Origin of the sequence: Arthrobacter jiangjiafuii, assembly GCF_018622995.1 — a bacterium.
GTDB classification, from domain to species: Bacteria; Actinomycetota; Actinomycetes; order Actinomycetales; family Micrococcaceae; genus Arthrobacter_B; species Arthrobacter_B jiangjiafuii.
Genome location: NZ_CP076022.1, coordinates 2483749 through 2502129, shown reverse-complemented (window position 1 = coordinate 2502129; position 18381 = coordinate 2483749). Strand labels below are relative to the sequence as shown.

The window sequence follows — 18381 nt, the reverse complement described above, 5'->3', positions numbered from 1 at the left end:
CCAACGCCGGCACCCGGCGGGCAGTCCAGGAAATAAACCGAAACAGAACATATCCGCAGGTCAGCGGACAATCGGCGGGTCGGGCGCAATTCCAGCCGGAGTTTATGACTCCGAAACTACGGTGTGGATTAGCGCCGCAAAAAAGCGTGATTCCCAGGAATCCCGATAAAACCCGTAATTCCTCCGGGCTTATCCGCGGATCCGGGTTTCCTTACGGTCCAGGAGCCAGGCAGCGAAGCCCAAGATGCAGGTCAGGGCCAAGGTCGCCAGCAACTGGATGCGGACCGTGGGGTCCAGGAAACCGAGCACCACGATGCCGGCCAGCAGGGCAAGGGCGAAGTAGGACAGCCACGGGAAAGCCCACATCTTGAAGCTGAGCTCCACACCGGCGGCCTCGGCCCGGCGGCGCAGGATGATCTGCGAAACGATCGAAACGCCCCAGACAACCAGGCAGCTGGAGCCGACCACGTTCAGCAGGATCATCAGAACGGTCTCCGGATACAGGTAGTTCAGGACTACTGCGGCAAATCCAAACGCCACGGAGGCCAGCACCGCGGCCCGCGGCACGCCGCTGGCACCCTTCCGGGCCAGGGCCTTCGGGGCGCGGCCGCGCTCGGCCAGCGAGAACACCATCCGCGAGGCGCCGTACAGGTTGGCGTTCAGGGCTGACAGCAGCGCCACCACGATCACCACCGCCATGACGACGTCGGCGCCGGGGACGCGTGCCGCGGCCAGGGCGGCGACAAAGGGGCCGGTGCTGAGGGCTTCACTGTCCCACGGCAGGATGGTGATGATCACCAGGACCGAACCGATGTAGAAAATGATGATCCGCCAGACCACCGAGGTGATGGCCTTGGCGATATTGGTGCCGGGGTTTTCGGTATCGGCTGCTGCCACCGCCACGATTTCGGTGCCGCCGAAGGCAAAGACCACCAGCAGCAGCCCGGCTCCCACGCCGCTCCAGCCGTGGGGCATGAAACCGCCGTTGCCGGTGAGGTTGCTCAGCCCGGGGGCTGGAACATTCGGCAGCCAGCCGGCGATGAACGCAACGCCGATCGCGAGGAAGACGATGATGGCAAGGATTTTCAGCAGGGCAAACCAGTACTCGAATTCTCCGAAGCTGGCGACGCCGCCCAGGTTGATCGCCGTGAAGAGGCTGATGAAGACCAGGGCCAGCACCCACTGCTGGGAACCCGGCCACATGGAGGCCACGATGGCCGCCGCCGCCGTCGCCTCCGCAGCGATGACAATCACCAGCTGCAGCCACCACAACCAGCCGATGGTGGTCCCGACGGGGCGGCCCAGAGCCTTCTCGGCGTACACGGAGAACGCCCCGCTGGTGGGATTGGCTGCCGCCATCTCGCCCATCATCCGCATGACGAGGATGACCATGGTGCCTGCAATAAGGAAGGACAGCAGGACGGCGGGACCGGCTGCCTGGATGCCGGCGCCCGAACCGACAAAGAGACCGGTGCCGATGGCACTTCCCAGGCTCATGAAGACCAGATGGCGCGCGCGCATCTTCCGCACGGGGGTGGATCCTGCCGGAACCGCGGTATCTGGTCCGGTGGAACCGGGTGCGGACGTTCGGGTGGTCATGGGGGAGGCGCCTTTTGGGTTGGGGATTGCCACATGCGGCCGCAGCCGTGGCCTATCCATCTTATGCCTCGGGCCCCCACCCTCAGGAATGTAAGGAATTCGTGCCAGAATGCTTACAGTTTGCACAGCCCTTCGCGGTGCAGGAGAGGGAAACATGCCCACAGACGCCTTGGACGCGCGCATCATCACGCTGTTCAGCAACGAACCCCGGATGTCCGTCCTGGAAGCCTCCCGCACCCTGAAGGTGGCCAGGGCAACCGTGCAGGCAAGGCTGGACCGGATGCAGCGGCAGGGGGTCATCTCGGGCTGGGGGCCTCGTGTGGACCCGGCCGCACTGGGCTACGCGGTGGTGGCGTACTGCTCGCTGACCATCAGCCAGGACACCGGACACGCCGCCGTCGTCCAGGCGCTGGAGCAGATTCCGGAAATCCAGGAAGTCCACACGGTCTCGGGCGAGAGTGACCTGCTCGCCCGCGTTGCGGCGCGGTCCAACTCGGACCTCCAACGGGTCATCGATTCGATCGTGGCCACCAGGACCATCGTGCGGAGCTCCTCCGTGATCGTCCTGAACACCCACTTCGAGGGCCGCACCCTGCCCCTGCTGCAGTCCGCCTCCGGCTCGGAGCCGGCCGGCACAGAGCCAAAAGTTACTTCTCAGTAACTTCATCTGGCCGGATGGGCATAACCGGCTGTGACCGCCGTTACACTCGGGGGCATGCCTACAATTTCCGCCCCGGCCGGGGCTGCCGCCGCGCTGCAGACGGGGGCAGCAGCTGCCCCGAAACTCGCCCGCCTCATCACCTGCCGCACCGTGTCCTTCAGTGATCCGGACCAGGTCGAGGCCGGGGAGTTCGACGCCTTCGTCCAGGCGCTGCCGGAACTATTCCCCCTCGTCCACGCCCGGCTGGGCCTGGAGCGCGTGAACGGTTACGGATTGCTGTACCGGTGGCAGGGCAGCGGAACGGACGACGACGGCGGCCCGCTGGTGCTGATGGCGCACTATGACGTGGTTCCGGTTCAAGACCCGGCCTCCTGGGACCATCCGCCGTTTTCCGGTGAGATCACCGACGGCCGGATCTGGGGCCGGGGCACGCTGGATGACAAGGGGTCCCTGGCCGCCATCCTGGAGGCCGTTGAACTGTTGCTGGCCGAGGGGTTTGTGCCGGCCCGCGATGTCTACCTGTCCTTCGGTAACAACGAGGAAACCGCGGGGGACACCGCGCAGGCGGCCGCCGACCTGCTGGCCTCCCGCGGAATCCGCCCCTGGCTGGTGCTGGATGAAGGCGGAGCCGTGGCAGCGCAGGCCTTCCCCTTCGTGGACCGGCCGGTGGCAGTGGTTGGCGTGGCTGAAAAGGGCATCCTCGACGTGGAGCTCTCCACCGAGGACCCGGGCGGCCACGCCTCCACCCCGCACCGCCGCGGGGCCACTGCCCGCCTCGCCCGGGCCATCACCCGGCTGGACAACCATCCGCTGCCCGCCGTCCTGCCCGAACCAACGGTGGAGATGATCGGGCGGCTGGCCCCCTCCGCCCGGTTCCCGGCCCGGCTGGTCTTCGGCAACCTGCGGCTCTTCCGTGTTCCCCTTACCCGTGTGCTGGCCCGGATGGGCGGGGAGCCCGGCGCCCTGACCCGCACCACGGTGGCAGTGACCCAGCTGCAGGGCAGCAGGGCTTCCAATGTGCTGGCCTCCCGGGCCACCGCCACCGCGAACATCAGGGTGGCCGTAGGGGAGTCCGTGCAGGGAACCGTGGCCCGGCTCGACCGGATCATCGCCGATTCCTCCGTGACCCTGCGCGTACTCGAGGGCAACGAACCGTCCCCGGTCTCCGCCACAGACAACGTCCAGTTTGCCCTGCTGGAGCAAGCCATCACCGCACTCTTCCCCGACGCCGTGCCTGCCCCCTACATCATGCTCGCCGGCACCGACTCCCGCCGCTTCACCGGCATCTGCGACGCGGTATACCGTTTCGCACCGTTCCGGATGGACCGCCGGGACCGGGGCAGCATTCACGGGGACAACGAGTATCTGGGCGTGCAGGCCTTCGGCGAAGGCATCCTGTTCTATGCCTTTCTGCTGCGCAGCCTCAAGGCCGGACAGTGAAGCCGGGCGCCGACGTCGGCCGCCGCAGCCTGCGCACGCTGGGACCGGTTGTCCTGTTCCTGGCCCTGGTGGAAATCACCAGCGGCATCCTGCAGGGCTACTACACGCCGATCCTCTCGGACATTGCCCGCAACCTGGGCATCAACGACGGCGACGTCAACTGGTTCGAGGCCGCCCAGCTGATGCTCAGCGCGCTGGCCGTGCCCGTGCTGGCGAAGCTGGGTGACATCTACGGGCACAAACGGATCCTGCTGGTCTCCACCGTGCTGACCGCCGCCGCCTCCTGGGGCGTGGCCTTCGCCCCGGACTTCTGGACCTTCCTGGCCGCCTGGTCGCTGCAGGGCTTCTACGTGGTCTGGCTGCCGCTGGAGATCGCCCTGATCTTCGGCCGGGCTGCCGGACCGGGCCGGGCGGCGCTGACCCGCAAGGCGGCCGGACTGCTGGTGGGCGCCCTGCAGTTCGGGGTGATCGCCGGGGCGCTGGCGGCCGGGGTGCTGGTCGAGGTGTTTGCCGGCTCGCTGACGCTGACCCTGATGGTCCCGGCCGTGGCGGTAACCGCGTGCATCGCCGCGGTCCACTTCGGGGTTCCGGAAACCACCGAACGGGCCGGCGGCATCCTGGACGGCCGGGGCTTCCTGCTGCTGGCCATCGGCCTGTTGATGATCACCTCCGGCCTGAGTTTCCTGCGGATCAACGGGCCCGGCACCTGGTGGGTCTGGCTGGTCCTGGCTGCCGGGCTCGCGGCCTTCGTGCCGTTTGTCCGCTACGAGCTGGGCCTGAAGGACCCGCTGGTGGACTTTGCCATGCTGCGGGACAAGGCCATGTGGCCGGTCCAGCTCACCGCAGGCCTGTTCGGCATCTCCGTGCTCGGCGCGCAGGCACCCATGTCCACCTTCGCCCGCACCGACCGGGCGGTCCATGGCTACGGACTGGGGCTCGACGCCGGCAGCGTGTCCATCATCATCGGCTCCTACGTCCTGTCCGTTCTGATCGGAGCGCTGCTGTTTCCGGTGGTGTCCCGGTACGTGACGCCGCGGCTGACCCTGTGCGGCGCGGCAGCCCTGGTGGGGGTGGGCTACCTGCTGTTCCTGCCCTTCCACGACACACTGGCGCAGACCCTGGCCAACATGGTTGTCGCCGGGCTGGGCTCCGGTGCGCTGGTGGCGGCCCTGCCCTCCGCGGCCGCCGCCGCAGCGCCGCTGAACCGCACGGGCATGGCCACCGGACTGACCAACACCACCAAGACCATCGGCGGGTCCTTTGCCTCGGCGGTTTTCGGTATCGCCCTGATGAGCGCGGCAACGGATGCCCTGGCCGACGGCGCGCAGGGGGCCGGAACCGCTGCACCCCTCACCGGCTACCTGACCGTCTGGACCGTGTGTTCGGTGACCGGGTTCATTGCCGCCGGGCTGCTGCTGCTGGTGCCGCGCCTGGCGTTCGCCGATGTTCCGCTGACCGCCTCGGACACCGACACGCGCACCTCCTAGCGCAGCCCGCTGCCGCCCGCGGCGCTACAACCCGGGGAAGACGACGCCGGTAAGTTCGGTGCTGATGTCCCAGAGCCGGGCCGCCGCGCCGGTGTCCAAGGCCTGCGGTGCGGGTGTCACCCGAACGGGACGCCCGCGCAGCTGTCCCGGGCCGCCCGGCCCGTAAAACTCCCCGCCGCGGACCTCCGGTCCGGTTGCAGCGTAGAGCGTCGGCAGCGCCCCGGCCGCTCCGCTCTGTCCGAGGAGCCGGAAGAAGGCGCCGAGCACGTCCAGGGTGGCAGGATGATGCATGCCGGAGGTGAGGTTGGTGGCGGCGAAGCCGGGGTGGGCGGCAACTGCCAGGATGGACTCGCCGCTGGCCTCGAGGCGGCGGGTGAACTCCGCGGTGAACAGCAGGTTCGCCAGCTTGCTCTGGTTATAGCGGGACCACGGCCGGTAGCTGTGTTCGGCGGCCAGGTCATCGAAGTCGATGCGCCCGGCGCGGTGGGCCAGGCTGGAGACCGTCACCACGCGTGCCGCAGGGGCTAGGCGCAGAGCCGGCAGCAGAAGCCCGGTCAGCGCGAAATGCCCCAGGTGGTTCACGCCGAACTGCAGCTCGAATCCGTCGGCGGTCAGCCGGTGCGGCGTGGCCATCACTCCGGCGTTGTTGATCAGCAGGTCCACCGGGGAGTCCTGCTGCCCGGCGAACGCGCGGACCGAGGCCAGGGACGCAAGATCCAGATGCCGCAGCCGCACGCCGTCGTTCCCGGTCTCCGCCCGGATCCGGGACTGCGCCGCGGCGCCGCGCTCCAGGTCCCGGCAGGCCAGGTCCACGCGGGCTCCGCGGGCCGCCAGCACCAGGGCGGTCTGCAGGCCCAGGCCACTGTTGGCGCCGGTGACGACGGCGGTTTTGCCGGAGAGGTCCGGAATGCTGTCGGTGCTGAACTGCTCCAAGGTGGCTCCCGCCGCGTTGTGGTGCGTGCCGCTAGCCGCCGTTGGCCGCCAGGGTATCGAGCACCTTGTCGGTCAGTGACTTGAGCTGCCGGAGCTCCTCTTCGGTCAGCGCCGGCGTGAGCAGTTCGTAGATGCCGCGCACATGGGCCCGGCCGAGCCGGCGCTGGACCTCCCGTCCCGTGTCGGTCAGCGCGAGCTCGACGCCGCGCTGGTCGTTTTGGGCCGGACGGCGCTGGAGCAGCCCCTTGGCTTCCATCCGTTCAACCATGCGGCTGAGGCTGGGCTGGCTGATCAGCAGGTGCTCGTTGAGCTCATTGAGGCGGGTCCAGCCGGTGGGGCAGCGGGTGAGGTTGAACAGGACGTCGTACTCCCGCATCGAGAGTTCCTTGAACGCAGGGTCCTTCTGCAGCCGCCGCATCACTCCCACCTGGGTCCGGAAAAGAGACTCCCAGGTCTCTGCTGCCTGCTTGACGGGAACGCTGCTGGTATCCGGGGACATGCCTCTAGCCTACTGAAGAGACGGAGCGTCGGAGGTACGTGACGCCGCGCTACGGGCAGCTACCCGCGCGGAATGCGTAGGGCCAACGGGTACGTCTGCGGGGCGGCGGGAATCAAACTCGCGCCGCAGCTCCGGCAGGACATACTCGCCGAACAGGTCCAGCTGCTCCAGCACGGTCTTCAGCGGCAGGCCGGCGTGGTCGATCAGGAACAGCTGGCGCTGGTAGTCGCCGAAGTACTCCTGGAAGGAAAGCGTCTTCTCGATGACCTCCTGCGGACTGCCCACGGTCAGCGGGGTCTGCGCGGTGAAGTCCTCCATGGAGGGACCGTGGCCGTAGACCGGGGCGTTGTCGAAGTACGGACGGAACTCATTCACCGCGTCCTGCGAGTTCTTCCGCATGAAGAACTGCCCGCCCAGCCCCACAATCGCCTGGTCGGCGCGGCCGTGGCCGTAGTGCTCGTAGCGCTCGCGGTACAGGCTGATGAGCTGCATATAGTGCTCCTTCGGCCAGAAGATGTTGTTGGCGAAGAAGCCGTCACCGAAGTAGGCGGCAATCTCTGCCACCTGCGGCGTGCGGATGGAGCCGTGCCAGACAAAGGGCGCGACGCCGTCGAGCGGCCGCGGCGTGGCGGTGAAGTTATGCAGCGGGGTGCGGAACTTTCCCTCCCAGTTCACCGACTCCTTATCCCAGAGCTGGCGCAGCAGGTTGTAGTTCTCCACGGTCAGTTCCACGGAGTCCTGCTGGTTCTTGCCGAACCAGGGGTAGACCGGGGCGGTGTTGCCGCGTCCAAGGACCAGGTCCACCCGGCCGTCCGAAAGATGCTGGAGCGTGGCGAAGTCCTCGGCGATCTTCACCGGATCATTGGTGGTGATCAGGGTGGTGGCGGTGGAGAGGATGATCCGCTCGGTCTGGGCCGCTATGTAGCCCAGCAGCGTGGTGGGGGAGGACGCGTAGAAGGGCGGGTTGTGGTGCTCGCCGGTGGCGTAGACATCCATTCCGATTTCCTCGACCTTTTTGGCGATCGCCACGGCGGCCTTGATCCGCTCACCCTCGGTGGGTATCCGCCCGGTGACGGGGTCGCGGGTGATGTCGCTGACGCTGAATACGCCGATCTGCATGGTCTTCTCCGATGTTCCTGCGGTGGCTGCCAAACACAAGTATATGCGTTTGCATGTACTGCTGTGTCAACGCGGGGCCGTGCCAGCGAATTCCCGCTGCCTGCGCGCGGCCCGCTTTTCCCGCGACCCCTCCACCAGCCGGTACAGCACCGGCACCAGGACCAGGGTCAGGACGGTGGAGGACACCAGTCCGCCGATCACCACGATCGCCAGCGGGCGGGAAATGAACCCGCCCTCGCCGGTCACGCCCAGCGCCATGGGGGTGAGGGCAAACACGGTGGCCAGGGCGGTCATCAGGATCGGGCGCAGGCGCTGGCGGGCCCCCTTCATGATGGCGTCGGCCACGTCCAGCCCGGGCTGCCCGTCCCGCGGGCGGCGGTACTGGTTGATCAGGTCCACCAGCACAATCGCGTTGGTCACCACGATGCCGACCAGCATCAGCATGCCCACCAGCGAGGGCACGCCCAGCGGGACCCCGGTGACCAGCAGCAGCAGGATCGCTCCGGTGGCGGCGAACGGCACCGATACCAGCAGGATCAGCGGCTGTACCAGGGATTTGAACGTGGCGACCATGATCACGTAGACGATCGCGATGGCCGCGAGCAGCGCCAGCCCGAGTTGGGTGAAGGACTCGTTCTGCTGGGTCGCTGCACCGGAGAGGGTGGCGGTCACGCTGGCCGGCAGGTCCAGTTCGGCCAGCTTCCCCTGCACCTCGGTGATGGTGGCGCCGAGGTTGTCTCCGGCCGGCGTAACGGAGACGACGGCGGTGCGCTCGCCGCCGGAGGCCGAGATGGTGGTGGGGACGTCGACTTCCTCGACGGTGGCCAGCGAGCTCAGCGGCACCGGGCCGGACCCGGCCGGCACGGAAACGGCACTGAGCTGTTCCACGCTGGTGATCGGCGTCCCCTCGCCGATGAGGACCGGGAAATCGTCGGTGCCGATCCGCACGGTGCCGGCAGGCAGCGGACTGATCGTGGAGGCGACCAACCCGGCGATCTGCTGTTCGTTCAGTCCCGCGGCCACCGCCTTGGCCCGGTCGATCGAGACCTGGACCACCGGCTGCGAGGAAGAGAGGTTGCTGCTGACCTCGCCGGCGCCGGGAAGGGTGGACATCGCCTGAACCACCAGGTCGGCGGCCGGCTGCAGATCCGCCGGGTCACCGGCGGAGAGACTGACGTCCACGGTGTTGGAGGTTCCGAACCCGCCGCCGGTGCTGCCCAGGGTGAGGTTCCCGGCGTCGTCGTCCAGCCCGTCCAGGGCACCGCGCACCGTCTCCCGCAACGCCACCTGGTCCACGCCGGATTCGGTGATCACGGTGAAGTTCGCCACCGCTGAGCCGCCCGAGGTGAAGGCGGCCAAACCGGAGGTGGAAGTGCCCATGGTCACCTGGACATCCCTGATGCCCTCGGTGCCGCTGAGCGCGTCCTCAACCTCCTCCGCGGCCGCGGACGTGGCCTGAAGTGATGTCCCGGGCGGCAGCTCCTGCCGCACGGTGAAGGTGTTCTGCCCGGTGTCGCCCAGCAGGTTGGTCTGCAGCAGCGGGGTCAGCGCCGCGGTGGCGGCCAGGATCACCACGCCGGCAGCCAGCGTGTACACGGGCTGGCGCTGGGTGGTGCGCAGCACCGGCAGATAGCCGCGCTGCAGCGGGGTCCGCAGTTCCCGGGCCTCGGCCTCGGCCCGGTAGGCGGCGGGATCTGCCACGGGCCGGCCGGATTTCAGGAACCAGTAGGCCAGGACCGGCACGATGGTCAGGGCCACCAGCAGGGAGGCCAGCAGGGCCAGCGAGGTGGTGATCGCGAACGGCCGGAACAGCTCGCCGGCCAGCCCGCCCACCAGAGCAATCGGCGCGAAGACCGCGACCGTGGTGAGGGTGGAGGCGGTGATGGCCCCGGCCACTTCGCGGACCGCGGTGAGGATGGCCGTCCGTTTGTCAGTGCCGTAGCCCAGGTGGCGTTTGATGTTCTCGATCACCACAATCGAGTCATCCACCACCCGCCCGATCGCGATGGTCAACGCGCCCAGGGTCAGGATGTTCAGCGAATAGCCCAGGGCCAGCAGCCCGATGAACGTCACCAGCAGGGACAGCGGAATGGACACGGCAGTGACCAGGGTGGAGCGGATGGAGAGCAGGAATACCAGGATCACCAGGACGGCGAAGCCCAGCCCGAGAATGCCCTCGGTGGTCAGGTTGGAAATGGACTCTTCAATGAACGGTGCCTGGTCGAAGATGACAGTGAACCGGGCACCGCCGCCCAGCTCCGACTCCAGCGTCGGCAGCAGGTCCACCACCTCGTGCGAGATGCCCACGGTGTCACCGGCCGGGGTCTTGGTCACCGATACCGCGAGGGTCGGATCGCCGTTGGTGCGGGTGATGGAGGTGGCCTCGTCCTCGGCAATCTCCACGGAGGCGACGTCGCCGATCGTGACCGGGCCGGTGCCTTCGGCGCCGGGCGTGGGCGCGGACGCTGCGGGCGTGCCGGGCGCGGGCGCGGACGATTCAACCGGGAGCGCGGCGATCTTGTCCAGGCTGTCCAGCGGGCTGCCGACCTGGATCGACAGGGTCCGGGTGTCTTCCTCCACGGTGCCGGCCGGAACCAGCGCGCCGCTGTTCTCCAGCGCCGCGGAAATCGCCGACGGCGCCACGCCCAGGGAAGCCAGCGCGGCGGCGTCGGGCAGGATCTCCACGCTCCGGGTGGCACCACCGGTCACCTCCGCCGTGCGGACACCCTCGATTTTCTGCAGCCGCGGAACGGTCAGCCGCTGCAGGTTGGCATTGAGCTGGGCGAGCGGCTCATCCGAGGACACCGCCAGATAGACAATCGGAAAGTCGCTGATGCTGCCGGCCAGCGATTGCGGATTGGTGTCCTCGGGCAGCAGCTGCCGGGCGTTGGAGATGGCCCGGTCCACCTGCCCCCGGGCGCGGTCCAGATCCGTCCCGTAGGCAAAGGTGAGGCTGATCGTGGAGATGGACGAGCGGGAAGTGGCGGAGGAGGACTCCAGTCCCTCGACGGCGGTCAGGGCGCCCTCAAGCGGTTCGCTGACCTGCTTGTCGACCACTTCCGGGGAGGCTCCGGGCAGCGCGGTGATCACCGTGATCTGCGGAAACTCCAGGGACGGGATCAGCTCCTGCCGCAGCGACGTCATGGAGATGACGCCGAACACCATGGTGAAGACGGTGATCAGGGCAATGAGCGCCCTGTTCGAGAGGGACAGCTTGGCCAACCGGTCCATGAGCCTGCCTTAGTAGCGCCGAACTAACGTTGAGCAAAAACGTACCGGAGATCCGGAACCTTTCGGCACAGATTGTTCGAAGGACCGGGCCAACCGGATGGGTTGGCCCGGTCCTTGGCTTGGAACGGGGGTGGCGCGGCGGTTAAGCCAGGCCGAGGACGCGGTCGGTGTCCTTGGTGATTTCGTCCAGGAGGGACTCGTTCTCGTTGAGCTTGACCCCATAGCCCGGGATCATGTCCTTGATCTTGGCCTCCCAGCCGCCGAATTCTGCGGGGAAGCAGCGCTTGAGCAGGTTGATCATGATCGGCGGCGCGGTGGAGGCTCCGGGGGAGGCGCCCAACAGCGCTCCGATGGAACCGTCGGCCGCTGTGATGAGCTCGGTGCCGAACTGCAGTACCCCGCCCTTCTTCGGGTCCTTCTTGATGACCTGGACCCGCTGGCCGGCGGTAATCAGTTCCCAGCCCTCGGTGACGGCGCGGGGAACGAATTCCTGCAGTGCCGCCGTCTTGCCCTCGCGGGTTTTCAGGACTTCGGTCACCAGGTACTTCACCAGCGACATGTTGTCCTTGCCCACCGCGAGCATTGGCAGGAGATTGTCCGGGCGCACCGATCCGGGCAGGTCCAGGAAGGAACCGCCCTTGAGGAACTTGGGGGAGAAGCCGCCGTACGGGCCGAACAGCAGGGAGCGCTGCCCGTTGACGAAGCGGGTGTCCAGGTGCGGGACGGACATGGGCGGGGCGCCTACTGAGGCCTGGCCGTAGACCTTCGCGTTATGCCGGGAGATGATCGTCTCGTCGGTGGACCGGAGGAACTGGCCGGAGACGGGGAAGCCGCCAAAGCCCTTGCCTTCGGGAATGCCGGAGGCCTGCAGCAGGTGCAGGGCGCCGCCACCGCCGCCAATGAAGACAAAGCGGGCGGAGACGGTGCGGGAGGCGCCGGTGGCGCGGTTCTTGACCTTGACGTCCCAGCCGCCGGAGGGGGAGCGGGTGACGTCGGTGACGTCGTGGCCGAAGTTCATGTCCACGCCGTTGTTGCCCATGTAACCGGTCAGTTCACGGGTCAGGGCGCCGAAGTCGACGTCGGTACCGCCTGTCACGCGTGAAGCCGCCACACGCTGGGAAGGGTCGCGGCCCTCCATGGTCAGCGGAGCCCATTCCGCGAGCTTGGAGTGGTCCTCGGAGAACTCCATGGTCTTGAACAGCGGCTGCGCGCTCAGCGAGTCATAGCGGCGGCGCAGGTATTCCGAATGCGCGTCGCCCCAGACGAAGCTCATGTGGGGCAGCGGGTTGATGAAGCTGTTCGAGATGTGGCCCGAGGACACCATGTGGGACCAGAACTGGCGGGACACCTGGAACTGTTCGTTGATGCCCACCGCCTTGGCCGGATCCACGGAACCGTCAGCGGCTGCGGGGCTGTAGTTCAGCTCGCAAAGCGCCGCGTGGCCGGTGCCGGCGTTGTTCCAAGGGTCTGAGCTCTCGAGCCCGGCGCGGTCGAGGCGCTCGAACAGGGAAATGTCCCAATCAGGGGCCAGTTGCTTCAGGAACGACCCAAGGGTCGCACTCATGATGCCGCCGCCGATCAGCACTACATCGGTCTTTGTTGCGGAATGATCCGCCGGGCTATTAGTCAACTTCATATCTCCAGTCGCGAGGCGCTAGCCCTAGAAGCGTATCGCTCCAAGCGCCCTTCCTAAAATCACCTGCAGCAGGTGAATGCCCTGGGAAAGGCAGGCCTTATTGCTCCCGCAGCTGTATCCGGTTGAAGACTTCATGCAGCATGGGCGAGGTCGGATACGCCGCAACGCGGGGAGAGAACGCCAGCGCCGAGATCGGGAACGCCAGCGGCACGGCCGGCACCCGGGTGGAAATGCGGTCGCTGATCGCGGTGTAGGCCTCGGTCTGCTCCGGTCCGGCCGCCAGGGTCCGGGCGCGGTCGATCTTGCTCAGCAGCTGCGCGTCGTCGTTGGCAAACTCCTCGGTGTAGCTGCCGAAGAGGGTGCCCACAAAGTTGTCCGGGTCGTTGTAGGTGCCGCTGAGTCCGAGCAGGTGCAGGGCCCGGTCGCCGCTGCCCTGCACACCGTGCAGGTAGTCGTCGGACCAGTCCACCGGCACGGGCTTGATGTTCAGGCCGGCAGCGGTGAGCTGGCGGCTGAGCTCGGCATAGACGCGTTCGGGGGTCGGCAGGTAGGCCCGGGTCACGTGCCGCGGATAGTGGAAGGGAAGCGGGGCGCCGTCGTAGCCGGCTTCCTTGAACAGTTCCTTTGCTTTTTCCGGATCGTAACCGTAGTTGGTGACGCTGCCGGAGCTGACCCCGAGCTTTTCCGGCACAAACTGGTTGGCCGGCTTGGTGCCGTTGAGGAACAGCCCCTCCAGCAGTGCGCTCTTGTCGATGGCGTGGGCGATGCCCTGGCGCATGAGCAGGTTGTCCATGCCCGGGAAGGCCTGGTTGATACCCAGGTACAGCACGGAATACGGATCGCGCTGCATGATCTGCATCCCGGCGCGGGCCAGGTCACCGACGTCGGCCACGGTGACCAGGTCATAACCGTCCACCTGTCCGCTCTTAAGGGCGCGCAGCCGGCTCTCCGGGCTGGACATGCTTTTAAAGACCAGGGTGGAAATCTGCCCGCGGTCGCCCCAATAATCCGGGTAGGCGGCCAGGCGGACCTCGTCGCCTTCCCAGGATTCAAACCTGAACGGGCCGGTACCCACCGGCCGGAGGGCATACTTGGAGATTTGCTGCCCGTCGTGCTCAACGCCGAGGGCATTGGCGTCGGAATCCTTCAGGGCCTTGGGAGAGGAGATGGCGAACTCGGGCGACGCGAGCGCGGGGATGAGCCCGGTGAGGCGGGTGGCCAGTTCGATCCGGACCGTGTATTCGTCAACGGCGGTGCTGGATTTATAGACCGCGAGGTCCGGGCTGTCCGAGTATGCGTTGAAGACGGCCTTGTACGCCAGGTTGTCCGAGCCGCGGGCAGAGACCGGGAGGTTGTACCAGCGGTCGAAGTTGGCGCAGACGGCAGCCGCGTTGAGTGGCTGGCCGTCGTGGAAGGTCACGCCCTTGCGCAGCGTGAACGTGTAGGTCCGGCCGTCCTCGGACTGGGTCCAGCTTTCGGCCAGCAGGGGAGTGGGGGCGGAGGTCAGCGGGTCGGCCCCCACCAGGCCTTCCATGATCTGCCGCGTGATCCGGTGCGTTTCGGTGTCCGTGGCCAGCGCCGGGTCCAGGCCGGAGGGCGGGGCAGCGGTGGCAAAGGTGAAGGTGGCGTGCGGCGGGCGGGCCGTGCCGGAGGCCGTCGCCGATGCGGTGGCCTTGCCGTCGGGGGTGGCCGTGCATCCGGCGAGGGCCAGGGCGCCGAGCAGGGCACCGGCCCTGAGGATGGAGCGGCGGCCAATGCCGGAATCTGTCACAGCTGTTGTTCTCCTCCGGGACGCTCCCATCCCTGCTCTGCCTAACAATGCATCTGTTGACGTACTGGACGCGTCCAGACATTTTGCGTGGATTTCCAGTCTAAATGATTAAAAAGCGGTAAAGCCCGGTGAGACTTGGCTCACTGCGGCGCTGCAGTAGGGCAGGATAGGGAAATGACTGAAATTATGGCTGATTCACCCCAGCTCGAGGTGACCGATCTCGCGGTCAATTTCCGCACCACAGACGGAGAAGTCCAGGCGGTGAAGAGTGCTTCCTTCACTCTGGGCCAGGGAAAGACCCTGGCAATTGTCGGCGAATCGGGTTCGGGCAAATCCACTACTGCCATGGCAGTGATTGGACTGCTGCCGGGCAACGGCAAGGTGGCCGCCGGCAGCATCCGCTTCGACGGCACCGAACTGGTGGGCCTGCCAGAGTCCAAGCTGCGGGCTATCCGCGGCCGGTCCATCGGGCTCGTGCCGCAGGATCCGATGTCCAACCTGAACCCGGTGACCAAAATCGGCACCCAGGTCGCGGAGACCCTGCTGGTTCACGGCATGGCGACGTCCAAGGACGTGGACCGCAAGGTCATCGAGGTCCTGACCGCTGCCGGGCTGCCCGACGCCGCCGAACGCGCCAAGCAGTACCCGCACGAGTTCTCCGGCGGCATGCGCCAGCGCGCGCTGATCGCCATCGGCCTGGCCTGCCGGCCGCGGCTGCTGATCGCCGACGAACCGACCTCGGCCCTGGACGTCACGGTGCAGCGCACCATCCTGGACCAGATCGGCAAGATGACCGAGGAGCTGGGCACCTCGGTGCTGCTCATTACGCATGACCTGGGACTGGCGGCCGAGCGCGCCTCCGAGCTGGTGGTGATGCACCGCGGCATCGTGGTGGAGACCGGCCCGGCCCGCCAGCTGCTGGAGGATCCGCAGCATCCCTACACCCAGTCCCTGGTCCAGGCCGCGCCCAGCGTGGCCGCCGTGCGCCTGAGCCCGGGTGCCTTTACGGTTCCGGCCGCGCAGCGGCTGAAGCTGGCCGAACAGGCCTACGCCGATCATGCCCGCCCGGCTGACGCGAACGACGACGCCGTCATCGCCCCGGAGAGCTCCGAGACCGCGGCGCCGGACAATATCGTTGAAATCCGGGACCTGACCAAGGTGTACAAGATCCGCGGCCGGTCCGAGGACTTTTACGCGGCCCGGAACGTCACCCTGGACATTCCCCGCGGGCGGACCGTGGCCATTGTCGGCGAGTCCGGCTCCGGCAAGACCACCACGGCGCGGATGCTGTTGAAGCTGGTTGAGCCCACCAGCGGAACCATGACGTTTGACGGGATCGACGTCGGCGGTCTGGAAAAGGGAAAGCTGCGCGACTTCCGGCAGCGGGTGCAGCCGATTTTCCAGGATCCGTATTCCTCCCTGGATCCCATGTTCACCATTGAGCGGATCCTCGACGAGCCGTTGAAGACGTACAAGCGCGGAACCAAGGCCGAGCGGGCGGCGCGCGTGCGGGAGCTGATGGACCAGGTGGCGCTGCCGCAGTCCATGCTCGGACGCTACCCCGCGGAGCTGTCCGGCGGGCAGCGCCAGCGTGTGGCAATTGCCCGGGCGCTGGCCCTAAAGCCTGAACTGATTGTCTGCGACGAGCCGGTGTCCGCGCTGGATGTGCTGGTCCAGGCCCAGATCCTGAAGCTGCTCGGAGACCTGCAGGCGGAGCTGGGGCTGAGCTACCTGTTTATTTCCCACGACCTGGCCGTGGTGCGGCTGATCTCGGACTACGTCTGTGTGATGAAGGACGGCGAGCTGGTGGAAGCGGCGTCCTCGGAGGAAGTCTTCTCCAACCCGCGCCATCCGTACACCCGGCGGCTGCTGGCCTCGATTCCGGGCAACGAGCTCAACATCGACGAGGGCGAGCTGGCCTCCTAGCTTCACCAAACGAACCGCAGAGCCAAACGAACCGCACAGCCAAAAGAGGTGCACAGCCAAAAGAGGTGCCGCCCCGCAGGGCGGCACCTCTTTGTTGGTGTTGCTGTGTTTGTTTTAGTTGTTGCTGCGCGGGCTACTTCTTCCGGGTCTTGGGATCCAGCGCCTCGCGCAGCGACTCGCCCAGGAGCGTGAAGCCAAGCGCCGTCACGGCAATGCAGATGCCCGGCAGGAATGCCAGCTGCGGTGCCACGGCCAGCTCGTTTTGTGCGTAGGTGAGCATCCGGCCCCACTCGGCCGTCTGCGGCTTGCCGCCGCCAAGGCCCAGGAAGGACAGTGCCGCCGCATCAATCACCGCGGTTGCCAGCGTCAGGGTTCCCTGCACGATCACCGGGCCCATGCTGTTGGGCAGCAGATGGCTCATGGTGATGGTGCGCCGGCTCAGGCCCAGCGACTGCGCCGAGAGGATGTAATCGGCACTCCGCTGGGAGATCATCGAGGAGCGCAGCAGCCGGGCGAAGATCGGTACCTGGGACACGCCGATGGCGATCATGATCGCGTAGGTGTTCTGCCCCAGGATCGCCGCGATGCTCACGGCCAGCAGCAGGTTCGGGACGGAGAGCAGGATGTCCACGAAACGCATGATGACGTTGTCCACCCAGCCTCCCAGCCCGCCGGCGATCACGCCGAGCAGCATGCCTCCGGCCAGGCCGAGGGCGGTGGAGACGATGCCGATGATCAGGGAGGCGCGGGCGCCCCAGATCAGTTTGGACAGGACATCCCCGCCGAAGCGGTCAAGGCCCAGCGGATAATCCGCGATGTCTCCCGGCCCGGGAATGCTGGTCGGCGTGATTGCCGTCCGCCCGGGCAGATCGTCGCCGCCAAAGGGGGCGAGCAGGGGAGCCAGCAGGGCAACCAGGATGAAGAGCCCAACAATCACGGCCCCGGCGATGGCTGCCGGGTTGCGGCGCAGCCTGGCAAAGGCGGACTGCCACATCCCGCTGCCGCGGGTGTCGGCGGCGGCTGCCGGTTCGTCGGGGCGGATGGCGCCGCCCGGCGCCGGTGGGAGAACCGTACTCATTGCACCCTCACCCTCGGGTCGATGAAGCCATAGGAAATATCAACAATCAGGTTGATCAGTGAATAGGCTATGGCGATGAAAATGATGAAGCCCTGCAGGACCGGATAGTCCAGATTGAAGATGGCGTCCCGCAGGAACCTGCCGACACCGCTGAAGGCGAAGACCGTCTCGGTGAGCACGGCGCCCGAAATCAGCAGGCCGGTCTGCAGGCCGATGGTCGTGGTCACGGGCAGCATGGCGTTGCGCAGGACGAACCGGCCGCGGATGGTCTTTTCCATCAGGCCCTTGGCCCGGGCCGTCCGGACATAGTCCGCTCCCTGGACTTCCAGGACGGAGGCGCGGGTAATGCGCACGATGATGGCCAGGGGAATGGTGCCCAGCGCGATGCCCGGAAGGATCAGGTGCATGACGGCGTCCCAGGACGCGTCCCATTCCCGGGTTAATAAGCCGTCCAGGACGTAGAAGTCGGTGACGTGCGTGGCATCGATCCGGGGATCCTGCCGGCCGTCCGGGGGAAAGACCGGGAGCTGGATGGCCAGCAGCCACTTGAGGATGAAGGCCAGGAAAAACACGGGCACGGTGATTCCCACGAGTGAGAGGACCACCGAGGAATGGTCCCAGAAGCGCCCGTAGTGGGTGGCTGCCAGGTAGCCCAGCGGGATGCCGATGCCGATGGCGAAGATCAGGGCCACCACGGCAAGTTCCAGGGTCGCGGGGAACCGGGTGGCGAATTCCTCCAGGACGGGTCGTCCGGTCACTGTCGAAACGCCGAAGTCGCCCTGCAGGAGCTTGCCGACGTAGGTGAAGTACTGCTCAAGCACAGGCCGGTCAAAACCATAGGCGGCATTGATCCGGGCAATGGCTTCGGGGGTCGCCTTGTCTCCGAGGAGGGCGGTGGCGGGCCCGCCGGGGAGGTTGCGCACCCAGACGAACAACAGGATGGACAAGCCGATAAGCGTGGGAATCAGCATGAGAAGGCGTTTGCCGATGACTTGCAGCAC

At 67.0% G+C, this 18381-nt stretch carries 13 protein-coding genes; 4 read left to right on the top strand and 9 right to left on the bottom strand.

The window, feature by feature from the left end; genetic code table 11:
• Positions 1-189: 189 nt before the first annotated feature.
• Complete coding sequence (locus KKR91_RS11720) at positions 190-1599, bottom strand: amino acid permease (protein WP_420481394.1); 1410 nt, start codon at positions 1597-1599, stop codon at positions 190-192.
• Between the two features lie 154 nt (positions 1600-1753).
• Between KKR91_RS11720 and KKR91_RS11715 the strand changes: the two genes are divergently transcribed.
• From KKR91_RS11715 to KKR91_RS11705, 3 genes are read left to right on the top strand one after another with little or no spacing between them, the layout of a single operon-like run.
• Complete coding sequence (locus tag KKR91_RS11715) at positions 1754-2260, top strand: Lrp/AsnC family transcriptional regulator (RefSeq protein WP_210231603.1); 507 nt, start codon at positions 1754-1756, stop codon at positions 2258-2260.
• Between the two features lie 54 nt (positions 2261-2314).
• Entirely contained in the window at positions 2315-3700 is a 1386-nt protein-coding gene (locus KKR91_RS11710; protein ID WP_210231604.1) for a M20/M25/M40 family metallo-hydrolase, read from the top strand.
• Positions 3697-5187 carry an MFS transporter gene (locus KKR91_RS11705; protein WP_237687361.1) on the top strand — a complete coding sequence of 497 codons (1491 nt, stop codon included), beginning with the start codon at positions 3697-3699 and terminating at the stop codon, positions 5185-5187. The genes KKR91_RS11710 and KKR91_RS11705 overlap by 4 nt, the downstream gene beginning before the upstream one ends.
• Positions 5188-5211: 24 nt before the next feature.
• Here the strand turns inward: KKR91_RS11705 and KKR91_RS11700 are convergent, their stop codons facing one another.
• From KKR91_RS11700 to KKR91_RS11675, 6 genes are all read right to left on the bottom strand, one after another.
• Positions 5212-6120 carry an oxidoreductase gene (locus tag KKR91_RS11700; protein WP_210231605.1) on the bottom strand — a complete coding sequence of 303 codons (909 nt, stop codon included), beginning with the start codon at positions 6118-6120 and terminating at the stop codon, positions 5212-5214.
• Between the two features lie 31 nt (positions 6121-6151).
• A complete protein-coding gene (locus KKR91_RS11695) occupies positions 6152-6619 on the bottom strand; it encodes a MarR family winged helix-turn-helix transcriptional regulator (protein ID WP_210231606.1) in 468 nt (155 codons plus the stop codon).
• A 9-nt stretch (positions 6620-6628) separates the two neighbouring features.
• Positions 6629-7738: an LLM class flavin-dependent oxidoreductase gene (locus tag KKR91_RS11690; protein ID WP_210231635.1), complete on the bottom strand. Its 1110-nt coding sequence runs from the start codon at positions 7736-7738 to the stop codon at positions 6629-6631.
• A 66-nt stretch (positions 7739-7804) separates the two neighbouring features.
• Positions 7805-10969 (bottom strand): efflux RND transporter permease subunit, encoded by a 3165-nt coding sequence (locus KKR91_RS11685; RefSeq protein WP_210231607.1) that lies wholly within the window; start codon positions 10967-10969, stop codon positions 7805-7807.
• A 142-nt stretch (positions 10970-11111) separates the two neighbouring features.
• Positions 11112-12605, bottom strand: a complete 1494-nt coding sequence (locus KKR91_RS11680; protein WP_210231608.1) for a malate:quinone oxidoreductase — start codon at positions 12603-12605, stop codon at positions 11112-11114.
• Positions 12606-12702: 97 nt separating this feature from the next.
• Positions 12703-14376, bottom strand: a complete 1674-nt coding sequence (locus KKR91_RS11675; RefSeq protein WP_237687360.1) for an ABC transporter substrate-binding protein — start codon at positions 14374-14376, stop codon at positions 12703-12705.
• A 174-nt stretch (positions 14377-14550) separates the two neighbouring features.
• Here KKR91_RS11675 and KKR91_RS11670 point away from each other — a divergent pair, with 174 nt between their 5' ends.
• Positions 14551-16302, top strand: a complete 1752-nt coding sequence (locus KKR91_RS11670; RefSeq protein WP_210231610.1) for a dipeptide ABC transporter ATP-binding protein — start codon at positions 14551-14553, stop codon at positions 16300-16302.
• Between the two features lie 133 nt (positions 16303-16435).
• On the opposite strand, the gene KKR91_RS11665 is transcribed toward KKR91_RS11670, so the two are convergent.
• Both KKR91_RS11665 and KKR91_RS11660 read right to left on the bottom strand, forming a co-directional pair.
• Complete coding sequence (locus KKR91_RS11665; protein ID WP_210231611.1) at positions 16436-17380, bottom strand: ABC transporter permease; 945 nt, start codon at positions 17378-17380, stop codon at positions 16436-16438.
• Entirely contained in the window at positions 17377-18381 is a 1005-nt protein-coding gene (locus tag KKR91_RS11660; RefSeq protein ID WP_210231612.1) for an ABC transporter permease, read from the bottom strand. Before KKR91_RS11660 ends, KKR91_RS11665 begins: the two co-directional genes overlap by 4 nt.

Coding starts and splice junctions, on each gene's coding strand:
- KKR91_RS11665 (WP_210231611.1), bottom strand. CDS start 17,380: ATGAGTACGGTTCTCCCACCGGCGCCGGGCGGCGCCATCCGCCCCGAC.
- KKR91_RS11680 (WP_210231608.1), bottom strand. CDS start 12,605: ATGAAGTTGACTAATAGCCCGGCGGATCATTCCGCAACAAAGACCGAT.
- KKR91_RS11715 (WP_210231603.1), top strand. CDS start 1,754: ATGCCCACAGACGCCTTGGACGCGCGCATCATCACGCTGTTCAGCAAC.
- KKR91_RS11690 (WP_210231635.1), bottom strand. CDS start 7,738: ATGCAGATCGGCGTATTCAGCGTCAGCGACATCACCCGCGACCCCGTC.
- KKR91_RS11685 (WP_210231607.1), bottom strand. CDS start 10,969: ATGGACCGGTTGGCCAAGCTGTCCCTCTCGAACAGGGCGCTCATTGCC.
- KKR91_RS11720 (WP_420481394.1), bottom strand. CDS start 1,599: ATGACCACCCGAACGTCCGCACCCGGTTCCACCGGACCAGATACCGCG.
- KKR91_RS11710 (WP_210231604.1), top strand. CDS start 2,315: ATGCCTACAATTTCCGCCCCGGCCGGGGCTGCCGCCGCGCTGCAGACG.
- KKR91_RS11670 (WP_210231610.1), top strand. CDS start 14,551: ATGACTGAAATTATGGCTGATTCACCCCAGCTCGAGGTGACCGATCTC.
- KKR91_RS11695 (WP_210231606.1), bottom strand. CDS start 6,619: ATGTCCCCGGATACCAGCAGCGTTCCCGTCAAGCAGGCAGCAGAGACC.